The organism is Arthrospira sp. PCC 8006, from assembly GCF_046480465.1.
In the GTDB taxonomy this organism is placed as follows: Bacteria; Cyanobacteriota; Cyanobacteriia; order Cyanobacteriales; family Microcoleaceae; genus Limnospira; species Limnospira platensis.
The window spans coordinates 1-16,819 of the sequence record NZ_PKGG01000058.1 but is presented as its reverse complement, the minus strand read 5'-3'; the positions used below and the strand labels follow the sequence as shown (position 1 = coordinate 16,819).

Below are 16,819 nucleotides of genomic sequence, written 5' to 3'. Positions count from 1 at the left end.
AGATAATAATGCGATTACCCAATTGCTATAATCAAACTGTCCCCTAATCTTTGGTCGATACTATGCAGCTAACTTCTCCGATCTATCCACCTTTGGAAAATGGCGATCGCCTCAGCTATCGAGAATTTGAGCGACGTTACGCCGCCATGACTACAGATCAGAAAGCCGAATTAATTGAAGGAGTCGTATATATGGCATCACCCCTGCGGTTTACCACCCATGCGAAACCCCACGCGGATTTAATCGGGTTGCTATGGACTTATAAAATGGCAACCCCAGGGACAGAAATAGGCATTGAACCGACGGTTCGCCTCGACTCGGACAACGAATTTCAACCTGATGGAGTTTTGTTGATTCCGGGGGGAAGTTCTCAACTCACCTCAGAAGGCTACATTCAAGGCGCGCCGGAATTGGTGGTAGAAATTGCGGCTAGTAGTGCGGCGATCGATTTAGGGGATAAAAAACGGGTTTATCGGCGCAATGGGGTACAAGAATATCTAGTTTGGCAAATCTTCGACCAAAAACTAGATTGGTTTTATTTAGAGGAGGGAGTTTATCAGTCTCTTTCTCCCAATGATGAGGGGATTTTGTGCAGTCGGGTGTTTCCGGGTTTATGGTTGAACGCAACGCAACTATTACAAAATAATCTCGCGGCGGTTTTGGCCACCCTACAAACCGGACTGTCATCCCCAGAACATCAAGCCTTTATTCAACCGGATTAAAACAGAGGTTAGAAATGAATATCTCGTTAAGTGCAGAAATTGAGCTTTCTGGAAAGTCTGGTAGAAAGCGGTAAGTATCCTTCCGCTGAAGATGCGATCGCCACAGGTATTAGGCTTTTAGCAGACCGAGAACGCATTTATCAAGGGCGGTTTGAGGAATGCAACGGGACATTATGGTTGGTGTTCCTAACTGAAATGCACCCATTATGACACCCCCACCTCGCGCCCCGAGTTGGGGAGAGCTTCCTGTTATAAAACTTTACAAAATTGGCTCAAAAAGTCTTGACATCCTGAATTTCCCAAGGCTAGACTAAATCGGAAACTTAAATCTTGACATCCTACTAAATCTCAAGAGGCTGAACTCAATCTGGTGCTTGCAACACAACTAAATTTTTAGTACGGTTTTCGTCCATTGTTTATGGCGGTTTTCGTACTGTTTTAGTTTCGTATATTTTTCCTTCGGCAACTGTCCATCCATGTTTGTACGGTTGTTGATTTTTGGGTATCGAGTTATCTAGCGTTTTCGTAAATTACGGAAGCTCTACCTTTTCCCCTTAAATGGGGTTGAGGGAATTTCTTGTATTCCATAGCTCCAGAAACTGGTACAGCGTTTTACGCAATCATGATGTGAAGTCCTCACCCTAAGCCCCTCTCGCCAAGATCGCAATGGGTTTCGGATTGTGCTTCATAGATGTAAAAACTGCTTGTTCAAGCCTTTTTGATCAATTGACTATAAAAACTTCAAAAATTTCTAGATGGAAATACTAGGACTCTCAGAATTACGAAACCACACCCAAGGTTCTCCAGAAATCACCATCGCCGTCATGGATGGCCCCGTCGATCGCACCCACCCCTGTTTCCAAGGTGCTAACCTCACCACCCTGCCCACCCTCGTCCCCCATGCTGCCCGCAGCGACGGCAGTATGTCCGGCCATGGCACTCACGTCACCAGCATCATTTTCGGGCAACCCGACAGCGACATTCCTGGCATTGCGCCCCAATGTCGGGGTTTGATTGTCCCTGTGTTTCCTGACGATCGCTGTAGTGCCAGCCAACTTGACCTCGCCAGAGGCATTGAGCAAGCCGCCAACGCCGGAGCGCACATCATCAACCTCAGTGGCGGTCAGTTAAGCGACTTTGGGGAAGCCGAGGGCTGGCTGGAAAACGCCGTCCGCCTCTGCCAGGAGCGGAACATTCTGCTCGTAGCGGCGGCGGGTAACGACGGATGCCAGTGCCTGCACGTCCCCGCCGCCCTCCCCGCCGTCCTGGCCGTGGGTGCGATGGATGCTCGCGGGCAACCCTTGGACTTCAGTAATTGGGGGTCTAAGTACCAAACCCAGGGCATCCTTGCTCCGGGCGAGCAAATCTTGGGGGCCAAACCCGGCGGCGGGACAGAACGGCTCAACGGCACCAGCTTCGCCACCCCTATTGTTTCCGGGGTTGCTGCCCTGTTGTTGAGCCTGCAAGTCGAGCGCGGCGAAACCCCTGACCCCGCCCGGGTGCGTCAAATCCTGTTGCAGAGCGCCCTGCCCTGCGATGCCGCCCTGCCTGCCGATGCCCAGCGATGTCTGGCAGGCCGAATCAATATCGCTGGAGCTTTAACCTTACTCACTGGAGGAAATATGTCTGAAGCACAAGAAGCCGTCACCCCCGCAGGTGTAGAACCATCGGGCGGTTGCGGCTGCGGCGGGGGTTTGTCTGTCCCCGATGCCACCCCGGCTCAGGAGGAGCCACAAGCTGCGATCACTCCCAGCAACACTGTCCAATCATTCTACCCTACTTAGTCAACCCCTATGACCTCTAGCAACGCCGTCACTCCCAGCCAAGCCCCCAGCGAACTTGCATCGAGCCAACTGGTTTATGCTTTGGGAACTTTGGGCTATGACTTCGGTTCCGAAGCCCGCCGCGACACTTTTAAGCAACTGATGCCACCCTTTGAAATCAGCGAGGGCGTGTCGGTGCCAGCTAACCCCTATGATGCCCGTCAGATGGTGGACTACCTGGCCAGCGATATTTCTGAGGCTCGGTCTTTGATTTGGACGCTCAATATTGAGTTGACTCCGGTCTATGCCATTGAACCTAAAGGCCCCTTCGCCCGTGAAGCCTATCTGGCACTGCAAGAACTCCTGGCGGGTCAAATTCAGCCGGAACATGACGACGACTACATTGAGCGGGTGAGTATTCCGGGCATCTTGACCGGGCGCACCGTGAAGCTGTTCTCTGGGCAAGTTGTCCCTGTTATTGAACCCCAAAGCACTCGCGGACTCTACGGTTGGAAGGTTAACAGTCTCGTCAATGCCGCCTTTGAGACGGTACAGGCAGCCGAAGGTGAAGCCGATCGCGATGCCATGAGCCGCACCCTAGGCAGTTTCCTCAACCGGGTCTACTACGATTTACGGAACCTGGGGACAACTTCTCAAGACCGCGCCCTCAACTTCTCCGTCACCAATGCCTTCCAAGCCGCCTCGACCTTTAGCCAAGCCGTCGCTCAAGGGATGGAACTGGACAGTATCACCGTGGAGAAAAGCCCGTTCTGCCGGATGGATAGCGACTGCTGGGATGTGAAACTGAAGTTCTTCGACCCGGAAAACAGCCGCCGCGCCAAGAAAATCTTCCGCTTCACCATCGATGTCAGCGATTTGATTCCGGTGACGTTGGGCGAAGTGAAGAGTTGGTCTTCGCCGTATTAATCCTCAAGGTTTGAGGCGGAGGAAAAGTCAACTTTTTAGCTGCCTCTCCTCTTTTTTCCGTTCCTAGTTCTTAATATACCCATCAAAAAACAATGACATTTCCTAAACAATCCGCCCCGGTTAAGCGACCTCATTTCACCCAACCCGCCTTAGCGGTGGATTTGGAGGATGGGGAGATCGAGGATTTGGTGCATATTCGGATGGATTTGCTTCACGGTGCGAACTATAACGACCCGGCGGTATTTGTCCCGCGCAGCTACAACCAAGTGATGCACTCTGGCTTTGCCTCAATGGGTCGTTTTTTCTAACCCCAGAACATTGCCAATTTTTACTGTTCTTATTGAAATAAGGAGACGATGATGGCGAAAAAAAACACCCCAAAAAATCCAGATGATCTACCGGAAACTGCTCCGGCAGCTAACCCGGCAACACCACCCGCGCCAGCGCAAAAATCCTATGTTCCCACAGCGATGACGGGGCTTCAGGATTATTCCTACTGGTGGGAGTATGCCCGTAAACACGCCAATAAACCCAAACCTAACAGTAAAACCTTTCGCCGAGGGCGGATTTGGGCCTGAGTCTTGGCTGCGAATTGATCCCTTGAGCCTTGAGGCGATCAGGGCATTGTGAGGTGAGAGGGGGGAGCAAGGGGACTGACGCCTAGGGTTAAGTTTACCCCATCGCCTCGTTACCCTTTTCTCGGCTCCCCTACCCTCCGAGTTGCTGCTTCAGATTACGAATAGCTGCACTGGTATTCCTCTGATAGGCAATTTCTAAACATTGAGCAACGAGATCGGCTGGCTTGACCGCCGGGAAATATTGGCTTTGGGATGTGATGCCGTATTCATTGCCCTGAAGTTGGTAAATCATCAGTTGCTGGTTTTGAAATAGCCATACTTCTGGCACTTGATAGGGCAGATAATCCTGCACGTCTGAGTAGCTAGTGATGTCAATTTCTAACACCAAATCTGGCGGGGGGTCATTGCGCCAATCAATCCGTTCCTTACCGGAAACCGCTTGCCAATGGTCAATGTAGAAACAATAATCTGGTTCAATCCCGCTTTCTTCTGGCAGTTGCATGGTTACGGGTGTAAAAGCATCGTATTCTCGCCCGTGATTATCCAACAAGGTTGTAATGATGGCAGCAATCAAATGAGCATCACGACCATGCTTAGGTAAAGGCGACATCAACAATACGAATCCAGAACGATATTTAAGCCGAGGAATGGAACCATCTCCTCGCTGTTCGCACAATGCTTGATATTCCTGCCAGGTGGCAGGCGATCGCATCACTGTTCCGGGCGAAAGATAAAGTTTTTGGGGTGAAACGACGGTCAACATTTCTTCACCTCTGTATTTTTGCCTGATCAGTATTGTACTAACCCTTATCTTCCTCTACCCTATGTCCTTCCAAATCAAACCCCACTACCACATCGAAATCATCCCCCCCAAACAGGTCTATCTCCTGGGGGAACAAGAAAACCACGCCCTCACCGGGGGACTCTACTGCCAAATTCTTCCCTTTCTCGACGGCAACCACTCTCGCGAACAAATTGCCGACAAGCTCAACGGTGAAGTCCCCCTTGACCATATTGATTTCGTTCTCAATCGCCTGAGCGAAAAAGGCTACCTCATTGAGTCTGCACCAGAATTGACTCCCGAAGTGGCTGCTTTTTGGAGTGAGTTAGGTATTGCCCCCGCAGTAGCCGCCCAAGCCCTCAAACAACCCGTCACCCTCAAAACCGTCGGCAACCGCATCAGTGAGTGTATGGTTGACATTCTAGGTACGGCTCTGCGTGATTTAGGCATTCCCCTCCAACCCACCGAAGCCGCCCTCACCATCGTCCTCACCGACGACTTCCTTAACCCCGACTTAGCGACAATCAACCGTCATCAGGTGCAAACCGGCCAACCCTGGATTTTAGTCAAACCCCTAGGCAGTGTCCTCTGGCTGGGCCCAGTCTTCAAACCGGGGGAAACGGGCTGCTGGCACTGCCTCGCCCAGCGTTTGGAAGGCAACCGGGAAGTGGAAGCCTCGGTGCAGCGCGAAAAATACGCCGCTGCCCAAACCAACGGCAACATCCCTCACCCCGTCAATAGTTACCTCCCCACAGCCCGCGCCGCCTTGCCTTCGACCTTGCAGACGGCCCTTCAGTTTGCGGCGACGGAAATCGCCAAATCCCTCGTGATTGCCCAGTCCTCCACGCCTTCCCCCACCCTGGAGGGCAAATTAATCACCTTCAACCAGCGCACCCTGGACTTCAAAACCCACAGCCTCATCCGCCGCCCCCAATGCCCCACCTGTGGCGACCCGGAAATCCTCCAGCGTCGGGGGTTTGAGCCGGTGATTCTGGAATCTCGCCAGAAACATTTCACCCGCGACGGCGGCCACCGCGCCCTCACTCCCGCCCAAACGGTACAGCAACATGAGCATTTAATCAGTCCGATTACGGGGGTGGTGACGGAATTAGTGCGCGTCACTGACCCGGCTAACCCTCTGGTGCATACCTACCGCGCCGGACACGCCTTTGGTAATGCCACCTCCCTGCGGGGACTCCGTAGCACGCTGAAACATAAGAGTTCCGGTAAGGGCAAAACCGACAGCCAATCCCGCGCTAGTGGAACCTGTGAGGCGGTGGAGCGTTATTCGGGAATTTACCAGGGGGCTGAACCGCGCAAACGGGCGACCTTTGCGGAGTTGGGGGAGTTGGCGATTAATCCTGAAGATTGTCTCTGTATTAGTGACAGCCAATTTGCCCGCCGTGAGGAGATTAATCAAAATCGCCAAGCTGCCCACGACTGGATTCCCCAACGGTTTGACCCTGACCAAAGCATTGACTGGACTCCGGTTTGGTCGCTAACAGAACAACGTCACAAATACTTACCTACGGCTTTTTGTTATTACAATTATCCGATGCCGAAAGGTCAGCGATTTTGCAAGGCTGATTCTAATGGTAATGCGGCGGGTAATACCCTAGAGGAGGCGATTTTACAGGGGTTTTTGGAACTGGTGGAACGGGATAGCGTGGCGCTGTGGTGGTATAACCGCTTGCGTCGTCCGGCTGTGGATTTGAGCAGTTTTGATGAGCCTTACTTTTTGGAATTACAAGGGTTTTATGGGGAGAATGACCGGGAATTGTGGGTGTTGGATTTGACGGCAGATTTGGGGATTTCTGCTTTTGCTGGGGTGTCGCGGCGGATGGTGGGCGAGTCGGAACGGCTGATTCTTGGTTTTGGGGCGCACCTCGACCCGACGATTGCGATTCTCCGCGCCTTGACGGAGGTGAATCAGTTGGGGTTGGAACTGGATAAGGTGCCCGATGACCAACTCGATGGGGATGCGAAACTCTGGCTCTTGGAAGCGACCTTAGAGAATCAGCCTTATTTGGCTCCCGACCCGACGCAAGCCTTGAAAACGATGCAGGACTATCCGAAACGTTGGGGGAATGATATCCGCGAGGATGTGCGGACTTGTGTGGAGATTGTGGGAGAGGCTGGGTTGGAAACTTTGGTGCTGGATCAAACTCGCCCGGATATTGGTTTGAATGTGGTCAAGGTGATTGTGCCGGGAATGCGTCATTTTTGGTCGCGGTTTGGGCAGGGTCGTCTCTATGATGTGCCGGTTCGGTTGGGTTGGCGGGAGACTCCGACACCGGAAGGGGAGATGAACCCGATGGCGATGCCGTTTTAGCTCTAAATAGGGGAGGCTATTTGAAACATTCGTTTGGCTCATTTTTGCGGTTTTAAACCGGAAAAATGGACTAAAAAGCTGTTGTTGATAATCCTTGAATGGTTTGCAATATCCTGTGATATTGCACCATTTTCTCAAGCGTTAGAAGTTGATAAAAAACCGAAAAATGAAAGTTGAAAAATATCAAAAAAACGGTTGACAAGACAGGCGAATGTGTTAAGATTTTGAACAATAAAGTCAATATCAATTCACCCTTCTAATACCCTCCCTCTAAATCCTTATCCCAAGTGAGGGAGAGGGACTTTGAGAACCGAGTAGATTATTGAACAGGCTGTAAAAGTTAAGACAAAGTTTGGACTGATTGTCAGTCCCAATCCAACAGAATTTTCAGAGTTTTCGTGCTGCCTAGCCCACCGCTACAGCCCATAGCAGCACCCACAGGCTTCTTAACAATAAGAAGGGACTGACCGCCCTAAGCGGTCAAACTGTAAACCTAACAAAGAGTGAAAAACTCCAATGAACAAGAAAAACATCTCCCCCAACCCCCAGCAGCCCGTTGACCGCGTTCCCACGGGTCAACTGCCTAGTGCTTTGGCTGAATTGAGCGAAGAGGCGATCGGCTCCCTTGAGGCCCTTGCTGCCGGGCTTTGTGGCTCTGAGGTTTGCTCTATTTGTTGTTCCTATGAAGGTGACGACGAGTAGTCGCCATCGAATTCTACCACAACCCTTTTTGATCCTCAAACTTCTTGTGAGGACTGCCAGGGCGCTTGGTTCGCCTCGATGAATTGACGGGCAACCCTTGATACCTCGGNGGCTTTCCGATACCTGGCACGGGTCGGGGGCTTTCCCCCCCGGCTCCTCTTCCCCCGACCCCGAGTTTTGGTGGACTGAATTGGGTGCTACCCCAAACCAGAATTTTCGTGCCGCGCTCACCGCTACCGGGCAGCACAAACAGGCTTCTTGACAATAAGAAGGGACTGACCGCCCTAAGCGGTCAAACTGTAAACCTAACAACGAGTGAAAAACTCCAATGAACAAGAAAAACATCTCCCCCAACCCCCAGCAGCCCGTTGACCGCGTTCCCACGGGTCAACTGCCTAGTGCTTTGGCTGAATTGAGCGAAGAGGCGATCGGCTCCCTTGAGGCCCTTGCCGGGCGCTGGGATTCGTATGATGTCTGTTCCTATGAAGGTGACGACGAGTAGTCGCCATCGAATTCTACCACAACCCTTTTTGATCCTCAAACTTCTTGTGAGGACTGCCAGGGCGCTTGGTTCGCCTCGATGAATTGACGGGCAACCCTTGATACCTCGGGGCTTTCCGTCAGGCACGGGTCGGGGGCTTTCCCCCCCCGGCCCCTCTGCCCACGACCCTGACCCTCGGTTTTCATCCCGGCGAATAACCGACTGCCCCAATGACACTTTTTCATGGGTTTACTTTTGGGTTTGTAGCGGTTGCAAAACCCCCGATATTTCCGAGCGCAATCCTCCAAAGTTGTCCCCAACTGCAAGAAAGCTGGATGCCACTGGGTCAAGCCGTCATCGGTGAGTTTTTCATAACTGCCGTAGTTGCTGAACTCGTAGAAAAAGGTCGATCGCATTTTTGCCGCCTTGGGGTTGCCGTGGATGTAGCGCAGGGTATTTAAAGCTCTGTCTTTGTCACCAGCCGGAAACCCCTCGGCAAAATAGCGCTTTTCCCAAAAGTGTCCCGTGCGGTTGAGCATTCGGTTAAAGCACATAGCAGTGTACCAATTGAGAAAATGCATGATTTTGGGTAAATCTTCTGGCTGTTTCGGTTCGATGAGGTAATGGACATGGTTACTCATCATGCACAGGGCGTAAAGTCGGAAATTAAACTTGTTTACCGCCCGTTTGATGGCATAAAGAAATACCTCCCGACAGGCCTGACTCGACAGCTTAAACTCACGATTGTTGCACCGCGTCGTGACGTGGTAGGCGTATCCTGACTGCAAATTTCTGGGTTTTCTAGACATTTTTCTGTAAAAATCTTGAAAAGACATCATTAAAAGGCATTATTCATGAACTGTACCTCTGTTCTCCAACAAAATCATTTGCGGGAAAAGCGACTGCAATTTATTCGCGCCCATCAAACTGCCTTTGATGTCGAGCCGGTCTTTCCCCTACAACTGTTTGAAGACTTCGTGTTTGGTGTTGAAGGGGATTGCACAATTGAGGCATCTTGTAAGGTTGAGTCCGACCATTTAATTGCCTCCCGATTTCTCTTTTTTTTTCAAGAGATGACTCAATCATGGCCCCAAAAATTAGACCAAGCTTTTAGGTTTTTTCATCAAACCGAAAATCAAGTAGGCGTTCGTTTAGACTATGGCTTGCTTCAGCATTTCTTGGGGGATGACTTTGACTTTAGCAAGATGTCGGTTTTATCGACTGGCATCGACCTGCGGCAAAATTTGGCCGACTCTAGCCTGAAAATGCACATCACGATTGAAGACTATCCCGAAAAAATTGCAACTGCCTTCAGCTTGGCCAAACTTCCTAGGGACAATTTTCACCAAATTCTGCTATCATCTGTCTCTCTGATTGGGTTTGATTTTTATCTGGATGGCCGCAGTGAAATCGAACTATATGCCAGTTTGAAAGAAGAAGAATTTAACTCTCCTCATGTCCAATCTTTTCTTACGTCAAATTTCTGTGCTTCTGCTTTAAAACCCCTTGCTGCTTCTAGTGCTTTTTATATGGGTCTGTCTATAGCAAATGAAAATCCAGTTCTATATTACCTACTCAAAAACAAGCAAGAACTACAGAATTATTTTCGACTCAATGATACGGGAAATCGGGTGCATTCTTTTTATAAGCAGCAAGAAATCCTTCCCCACGCCTGGGTTGGTGTAGCCGAACAAGAGCTACAACAAGGAAGAATTGAAAATATTCGTCTCTATTACTATCAAAAATTTGCGGCAGAGATGACTTGAAAAGGAGGCCGACAAAATTGCTCCACTTCTGGCGATATCCACTTAAAAGTTTTGTGTGCTGCGCCCACCGCTACCCCGGCAGCACTATCCAGGCTTCTGATCATCTAAGAAGGGACTGACCACCCTAAGCGGTCAAACGGAAAACCTAACAAGTATAAAGTGAAAAACTCCCATGAACCAGAAGAACATCTCCCCCAACAGCCTGTTGACGGCGTTCCTACTGGAGAAGTCGTCTCACCCCGTCTCCCTTTCACTCTCCGCCACCTGGCAAATACTCTCAAGCCCAAACCCGATTCAGGCTGAGGGTAAACCCCGGTAACACTGTTTCGCCGGATAGTGTATTGGGATTCTCCAAAACTTCCACCCCTTGCCCCGGACGGTAAATTTCCACTCGTTTATTTTTAGGGTCAATGAGCCAGCCCAACTTTGCACCATTCTCGATATATTCTGCCATCTTGCTTCGGAGGTCTTGGAGGGTATCGCTCTTGGAGCGCAACTCCACTACAAAATCAGGACACAAGGGGATGAATCCCTCCTGCTGCTCTGGGGTAAGAGCATCCCACCGCGCTTGGCTAACCCAGGCTGCATCAGGGGAGTGGTTTGCTCCATTGGGCAACTCGAAACCTGTGGAGGAGTCAAATGCTCTGCCATTGCCCCCTTCTTCTTCAATCCAGCGAACCAGAAAGTAATTGATTTTGCTGTTGCGGTAGCCAGTATTGCCGCCTGTGGGTGGATTCACGATGAGTTCTCCGGTTGCGGTACGTTCAAGTCGAAGCTCACGGTTGACCACGGCCAGGGCCGCAAACTGCTCCGGCGTGACACACAGAGCCAGTTGATCGGGAAGTTGGAGAGATAAAGGTTTAGGAGGAATTGATACCACGACGATTCACCTCACGCGGTTTGATTGCTTCTCCATTCTAGGCAGAGCAGAATTCAAAGCTCAAATCAGCCCCTTTTCCTGCACACTCCGCCATGATTAAACATAGTTGATATTTTAAGGACAATGAGTTCAAATCCTTTTACGATTTCCCTGAGTGCTGAAATTCAAATCAATCCCTCCGAAAGCGGTTACACCCTCGGCGGGGCTGCTGACGCTGATGGCATATCCCCGGCCCTGAGAGTGCCTGCGTTGCCCGGGTTTGAAAATGCGATCGCCCCGTCACCCAATCCCCTTGTCTACTCATCCGTCAGCGATCGCTGTTGGCTTGAAAACCTCCGAATTCTGCTTTGAATGTCCTCTACGATCGCGTCCACTTCTGTCAGGTCACTGGGTAGGAGATGGGCAGACAGGATTTTTAACAGGTTCTCAAGATCGACTGCATAGTTCAACAGGAGGAGAAGAATGTCGTTTTCATAAATACTGGCTCGACTAAATTGCCCCTGTCGATAAAGAGACGGTAGGGCATAGCATTTCAGCAGCACAAGTCCTTCTACTGTGGCACACCGAATGATGCGATCGCCAAATTGTCTATCTATCGAAAAATTTTCCAAAACTTCTTTAAATAACTCATTTTGGGTCAACAAAATGTCAACCTGTAATTGGTTAAATAAGCCCCGTATAAAATCCTTATTTTCATCATCAATGACCACTTCGGGCAAAACATCCAAATCCGAGCGAGCCAGAATCAAGTCAATGTCTTGAGTATTGCGGCCTTCCACATAGCTCAGGAGGGCGACTCCTCCAACCAATAAGTAATTGATGTTTCTGTCAGCCAATGTGTTAAACAGCACTTCAATCGTTTGAAAAAAAGCGTCTCGTTCAGGCATGGCTGTTGACCAGTTTTTTACATCAAATAAAATACCATTGCTAATGATTTCCCCAATAGCTGCTGTCATTTCCTTCCCTCTGTAACATTACCCCTCTAGAACTTATGCGTACCTATCCCTTTGCGGTTTCCCTCAATTCCACCATTCAGGTTAGCACCACGGCAGACGGCTATGCCCTCAGCCCCGCGAATACCGATCCTGGCCAATCCATTGCTCCCTCTATGGTAACTCTCCCTGCCATCACCGGGATGGGCGATGCCCTGGCCCACTTACAAGCAGGAACTGCAACTCTCCAGCAGTTGACCCAAACCCTGAGCGCACGGGAGGGGGTGGAAGCGGGAGAACAGTTAGCCGCCACATTGCAACAGATGGGCGATCGCGGCTGGTTGCAGTATGCTGTATTACCGTTGGCGATCGCCGAGCCAATGGTGGAGTCCGCCGAACTTGACCTCAATTCCCCCCACTGGACACAAGCCAAGGTCAGCCTATCGCGTTTTGCCTACCAACGCAGCCACGCAGGGGGGATGGTGCTGGAATCCCCCTTATCCAAATTTCGAGTCAAACTGCTGGACTGGCGATCGAGCGCCATCTTAGCCCAACTTGCTCAACCCCAACCCCTCGGTTGGGTCACGCCACCCCCCCAAATCGGGGCAGAAACCGCCTATCAATTCTTAAATTTATTATGGGCGACAGGGTTTCTCACCGTCGAAACCGAAGCCCCAGAACTGAAACTGTGGGAATTCCATAACCTGCTCTTTCACAGCCGTTGTCGCCAAGGTCGCCACGACTACCCCACAGGCGATATTGCCGCCAGTTTGGATATTTGGGACGAGTTTCCCGTAGTCAAACCACCCATGAGCGGGCATATTGTCCCCCTGCCTCAACTGAGCATTGATGCCATTCGCCAACGGGATAAAACCCTGACGACGGCCATTGAAAAACGGGCATCGATTCGCGAATATGACGAAAATCACCCGATTACGGTTGAGCAATTGGGGGAACTCCTCTATCGCACCGCCCGCGTCAAAGAAATTTATACCCAGGATGCGGAACAAACCGAAATGATCAAAGCCGAATACGGCGAGGATTTCGAGTGGGGGGAAATCAGCCGTCGCCCCTATCCCTGTGGCGGCGCGATGTATGAATTGGAAATCTATTTAGCAGTGCGGCGTTGTGCAGGGGTAAAACCGGGACTTTATCACTATGACCCACTCAATCATCAACTGGCTCAAATTGATGCGGCTGATGCCGATATTCAGGCCCTGCTTAAAGATGCTCACCAGTCCAGTGGTGAACAGGGAATGCCTCAAGTTTTACTGATGATTACGGCGCGGTTTGGGCGGCTGTTCCGCAAGTATCGATCGCTCGCCTATGCCCTAGTTCTCAAGCACGTCGGTGTCCTGTATCAGAACCTTTATTTAGTCGCCACCAATATGGGATTGGCTCCCTGTGCATTGGGGGCGGGAGATAGCGATCGCTTCGCCCAAGCGACGGGATTAGATTATGTTGTAGAGTCCTCTGTGGGCGAGTTTATGTTGGGTTCAAGCACCATTAGAGAGATTGAATCCAGTGGGATGGATCATTCAGCAACGGATGTTGTGAGTGCTTCTGAATTGGCGATCGCCATTGAAGCCGAATCCCCATCTGTTGAACCGAGCGAACTCGAAACCCAAGCAATCCTTCACCCCTCCGAATTGGATTCACAAATTGAAGCCGAATCCGTATCTGTTGAACCGAGCGAACTCCAAACAATGAACCCCTCTGAATTGGAGGATTCTGTCGGGTTGAGTGCAGTCGAAACCCAAGCTACGACGGCCCAACATCCCCACGACCTCGACGATCGCATCCCCGGACTGGCGGAACTGCGAAACCAAACCCTTGGCGATCGCCGCATCACCATCGTCATCCTCGATGGCAACCCGGATCACACCCTCTCCTGTTTTGAAGGGGCGGAAATCTCCAAAGTCTTCCCCTACTGGCATCCCCCGGCTGAACCAGTTCCCAAGGAGGCTTATCATCAATTTCAGGAAATTGACCATAACAAAGACCTCGATAAAGAGCAAAAAGCCGAAGCCCAAAAAGCCGCCTTAAGCGAACMACTCCTCAACCGCATCCACGGGGATAACCATGCCTGTCACATCACCAGCACCATTGTGGGTCAAGAAAACACCCCCTCGCCCGGACTCGCGCCTCGCTGTCGTGTGATTAACATCCCCCTGAATACCACGGGCACCGATGAAGAATTCATCTCACCCCTCAGTCTGGCTCGTGCCTTTGAACTGGGTCTGAATTTAGGGGCGAATATCATCCACTGTGCCGCCTGTCGCCCGACCCAAACCGGGGAAGGGGAAGAACTCCTGCTGCAAGCCCTGAAGAAGTGCCAAGACAACAACATTCTGATTGTCGCTCCCGCCGGGAATAACAAGGGAGAATGCTGGTGTATGCCCGCTTCCCTGCCGGGAGTGCTATCTGTGGGGGCGTTGAAACCTGACGGCACACCCTATAAGTTCAGCAATTGGGGCGGTAACAATGCCTTAGAAGGGATCATGGCTCCGGGGGGTGAAATTCTGGGGGCACAACCGGCCAATGAAGCACCTGTGCGCCTTCAGGGAACGAGTATGGCGGCTCCGGTGATGACGGGGTTGTGCAGTTTGCTGATGAGTCTGCAATTGCAACAGGGTAAACCTGTCGATGCGGAAGCGGTGCGAGCCGCGCTATTGAATACGGCAATTCCCTGTACTCCTGATGATACCGACGAACCGGAACGCTGTCTACGGGGTAAGGTCAATCTCCCGGGTGCGATGGGGTTGTTGTTCGGGTCTTCGGTGACGGTTTCTTTTGCCGGTGAGCAAGTCACCCGGACTGAGCATACTGGCGTTATTCCTGCGGCTTGGGTTGCACCGTTGACTGCTTCTCCTGAAGCTAACGCCACGGGGGACAACGTGGGTATAGAGACTGCTGCGGTTAGCTTTCCTTTGTCAATCCAACCTACAGATTTAACGGCTTCTAGTGTCAAACCGAGTAAAGCTCACTCAGGAAATGTCTATGTTCTGGGCACAATTGGCTATGATTTTGGAGATGCGGCACGGCGGGATACGTTCAAGCAAAATATGGCTCCGGTGGATTTGAATGGGGTGATGGTGCCGCCAGACCCTTATGATGCTCGTCAGATGGTGGAACATCTCGATCGCCATCCGGAAGAGGCTCACTCGCTGATTTGGACGCTGAACCTTGAGCAAAATACTCTCTATGTTCTTGATCCAAAAGGCCCGTTTGCTAATGATATTTATGAGATGTTTTTGGTGATGCTCAATGGGCAGCTTGAACCGGAAACGAGTGCTGAGTTCATTGAGCGAGTGAGTGTCCCTGGGCGACAAACTGACCGAACGGTAGAACTTTTTTCTGGGGAAGTGGTTCCGGTTCTGACTGTACATCTTCCCCGGGGGATGTATGGCTGGAATGTGAATGCTTTGGTTGATGCTGCTTTAGCCACTGTAGATAATGTAGAAGCGGTGGGGGTAGAAAATCTCCGGGAAGGGCTGACGGCCTTTTTAAATCGGGTGTATTACGATTTGCATAATATTGGGCAAACTTCTCGCGATCGCGCTCTGAATTTTGCGGTTACCAATACGTTTCAGGCGGCTGCTACCTTTGCGGAGGCGATCGCCTCTGACCGAAAACTCGACACCATCGAAGTCCAAAAAAGTCCGTACTGTCGCCTCAATAGTGACTGCTGGGATGTGCTACTCACGTTCTTTGATCCCGAAGATGGGAAGCGATCGCGCCAGGTGTTCCGCTTTACCATTGATGTGGCGGATAGTATGCCAGTAACGGTGGGGAGTATCAAACGCTGGGCAATTCCGGGGAAAAAGCGAACCGAGGGCGATCGCGCTTCACGCGCTCCAGAGTGATTTAAAATAGGGACGCACTCCCCCACTTCGCCGCCAAACAGTGGGGGAGCGTTCATGGCGATCGCCACCTAAATAACCTCGCGCCGGTTTTGGAAACCCGACAAGGGGGACTGGCATCCCCAGAACATCAAGCCTTTACAGGACGAAAACAACACGAGAATCTATCCGCCGTTGGACAATGGCGATTCTCGTGCCGAGACGCTTCGCGATCGCCGCTTAGGTAAAGGCGACATCAACTTTTGCGAATCCAGAACGATATTTAAGCCGGGGAATGGAACCCTCTCCGCGCTGTTCACACAATGCTTGATATTCTTGCCAGGTGGCAGGCGATCGCATCACACCTCCGGCCGAAAGATAAAGTTTTTGGGGTGAAACGATGGTCAACATTTCTTCACCGTATCTGGGTTTTTGCCTGATCCGTATTGTACTCACCCTATGACGGAGAAGGGGTTACGTCGCAGAATTCGCCAACAAGTTTTAGCCGGAGCGATACCGTTTTGAGAAGGGATCTCGAAAAGTTACTGGACATATTGGAAGCTATAGCGTTTCCAAATCATTGATGAACTCTCCGAGAAGTTTCTCATAATACTTCAAGCTCATTTTAACCCTTGTATACTGTTCCCTGTTCCCTTTGCTTTCCCTTGTGGATTACAACACTCAAATGGGAACGCTATATAGAACCCCCTCACCGTCGGCGCATCCACAGACAATAAACCACCGTCAGCAGCAACCACCCCGATACGCAGCCCAAACCCGCAAACATCACCGGAACCGGAGGAGTCTCTAAGGAGGAATTAAGGTGAATTTCCATCACCTGATTAACATAGGGTTCCACGAAATTACTATATGCGTCTTATAAGGCGGCGCGTTGTTTGAATTTGTCTTGTAGATTAGCCATCACTGACCTCCTTTGTCTGTTTGAGATCAGTGTTTTTTTGGGCTACTGCCCAAGCAAATCCACAGGTAAAATCCTGAAATCCTTGCTACAATGGCTTTACCTGGTTTGGGCAACCCTCCCGTTTGGGCAAGTTTCCCTAAACCAGCACCAGTTTTCTATCGAGGGTCGTCATGGTGGGAAAATCGGGTCAG

Annotated in this window: 14 protein-coding genes and 2 pseudogenes; 10 read left to right on the top strand and 6 right to left on the bottom strand. The window is 50.9% G+C overall.

From position 1 onward, the window contains the following. Positions 1 to 62 precede the first annotated feature (62 nt). The 5 genes and pseudogenes from B9T16_RS11120 (at position 63) to B9T16_RS11100 (ending at position 3,990) form a co-directional block, all read left to right on the top strand. Positions 63 to 722: a Uma2 family endonuclease gene (locus B9T16_RS11120; RefSeq protein ID WP_317270836.1), complete on the top strand. Its 660-nt coding sequence runs from the start codon at positions 63 to 65 to the stop codon at positions 720 to 722. 30 nt (positions 723 to 752) lie between these two features. Further along, entirely contained in the window at positions 753 to 932 is a 180-nt protein-coding gene (locus B9T16_RS11115; protein ID WP_006616081.1) for a type II toxin-antitoxin system ParD family antitoxin, read from the top strand. 545 nt (positions 933 to 1,477) lie between these two features. Next, positions 1,478 to 3,412, top strand: a pseudogene (locus B9T16_RS11110) (S8 family peptidase). 92 nt (positions 3,413 to 3,504) lie between these two features. Beyond that, complete coding sequence (locus B9T16_RS11105; RefSeq protein ID WP_006616603.1) at positions 3,505 to 3,720, top strand: cyanobactin biosynthesis system PatB/AcyB/McaB family protein; 216 nt, start codon at positions 3,505 to 3,507, stop codon at positions 3,718 to 3,720. A 48-nt stretch (positions 3,721 to 3,768) separates the two neighbouring features. Then, positions 3,769 to 3,990, top strand: coding sequence for a cyanobactin biosynthesis PatC/TenC/TruC family protein (locus B9T16_RS11100; RefSeq protein WP_014276989.1), 222 nt, complete (start codon positions 3,769 to 3,771; stop codon positions 3,988 to 3,990). A gap of 130 nt (positions 3,991 to 4,120) precedes the next feature. On the opposite strand, the gene B9T16_RS11095 is transcribed toward B9T16_RS11100, so the two are convergent. Then, positions 4,121 to 4,753: a Uma2 family endonuclease gene (locus B9T16_RS11095; protein WP_410244781.1), complete on the bottom strand. Its 633-nt coding sequence runs from the start codon at positions 4,751 to 4,753 to the stop codon at positions 4,121 to 4,123. Between the two features lie 61 nt (positions 4,754 to 4,814). Between B9T16_RS11095 and B9T16_RS11090 the strand changes: the two genes are divergently transcribed. The 3 genes from B9T16_RS11090 (at position 4,815) to B9T16_RS11080 (ending at position 8,307) form a co-directional block, all read left to right on the top strand. Further along, positions 4,815 to 7,103: a TOMM precursor leader peptide-binding protein gene (locus tag B9T16_RS11090; protein ID WP_410244780.1), complete on the top strand. Its 2,289-nt coding sequence runs from the start codon at positions 4,815 to 4,817 to the stop codon at positions 7,101 to 7,103. Positions 7,104 to 7,619: 516 nt separating this feature from the next. Beyond that, the gene (locus tag B9T16_RS11085) at positions 7,620 to 7,805 is read left to right on the top strand and encodes a DUF5837 family cyanobactin class RiPP (RefSeq protein ID WP_410244779.1); all 186 of its coding nucleotides are present in this window, start codon (positions 7,620 to 7,622) and stop codon (positions 7,803 to 7,805) included. 328 nt (positions 7,806 to 8,133) lie between these two features. Then, positions 8,134 to 8,307, top strand: a complete 174-nt coding sequence (locus B9T16_RS11080; protein ID WP_410244778.1) for a DUF5837 family cyanobactin class RiPP — start codon at positions 8,134 to 8,136, stop codon at positions 8,305 to 8,307. Between the two features lie 35 nt (positions 8,308 to 8,342). On the opposite strand, the gene B9T16_RS11075 is transcribed toward B9T16_RS11080, so the two are convergent. Further along, positions 8,343 to 9,095, bottom strand: coding sequence for a transposase (locus B9T16_RS11075; protein ID WP_410244777.1), 753 nt, complete (start codon positions 9,093 to 9,095; stop codon positions 8,343 to 8,345). 45 nt (positions 9,096 to 9,140) lie between these two features. On the opposite strand from B9T16_RS11075, the gene B9T16_RS11070 reads away from it, so the two are divergent. Next, a complete protein-coding gene (locus tag B9T16_RS11070; protein ID WP_410244776.1) occupies positions 9,141 to 10,052 on the top strand; it encodes a LynF/TruF/PatF family peptide O-prenyltransferase in 912 nt (303 codons plus the stop codon). Positions 10,053 to 10,329: 277 nt separating this feature from the next. Here B9T16_RS11070 and B9T16_RS11065 read toward each other — a convergent pair whose 3' ends face one another. Beyond that, entirely contained in the window at positions 10,330 to 10,932 is a 603-nt protein-coding gene (locus B9T16_RS11065; protein WP_410244775.1) for a Uma2 family endonuclease, read from the bottom strand. A gap of 296 nt (positions 10,933 to 11,228) precedes the next feature. Continuing rightward, positions 11,229 to 11,888 carry a hypothetical protein gene (locus tag B9T16_RS11060; RefSeq protein WP_410244774.1) on the bottom strand — a complete coding sequence of 220 codons (660 nt, stop codon included), beginning with the start codon at positions 11,886 to 11,888 and terminating at the stop codon, positions 11,229 to 11,231. 35 nt (positions 11,889 to 11,923) lie between these two features. On the opposite strand from B9T16_RS11060, the gene B9T16_RS11055 reads away from it, so the two are divergent. Beyond that, complete coding sequence (locus B9T16_RS11055) at positions 11,924 to 15,730, top strand: PatA/PatG family cyanobactin maturation protease (protein WP_410244773.1); 3,807 nt, start codon at positions 11,924 to 11,926, stop codon at positions 15,728 to 15,730. Positions 15,731 to 15,946: 216 nt separating this feature from the next. On the opposite strand, the gene B9T16_RS11050 is transcribed toward B9T16_RS11055, so the two are convergent. After that, positions 15,947 to 16,117: a hypothetical protein gene (locus tag B9T16_RS11050; protein ID WP_006617858.1), complete on the bottom strand. Its 171-nt coding sequence runs from the start codon at positions 16,115 to 16,117 to the stop codon at positions 15,947 to 15,949. Positions 16,118 to 16,415: 298 nt separating this feature from the next. Then, positions 16,416 to 16,628, bottom strand: a pseudogene (locus B9T16_RS11045) (hypothetical protein). Positions 16,629 to 16,819 lie beyond the last annotated feature (191 nt).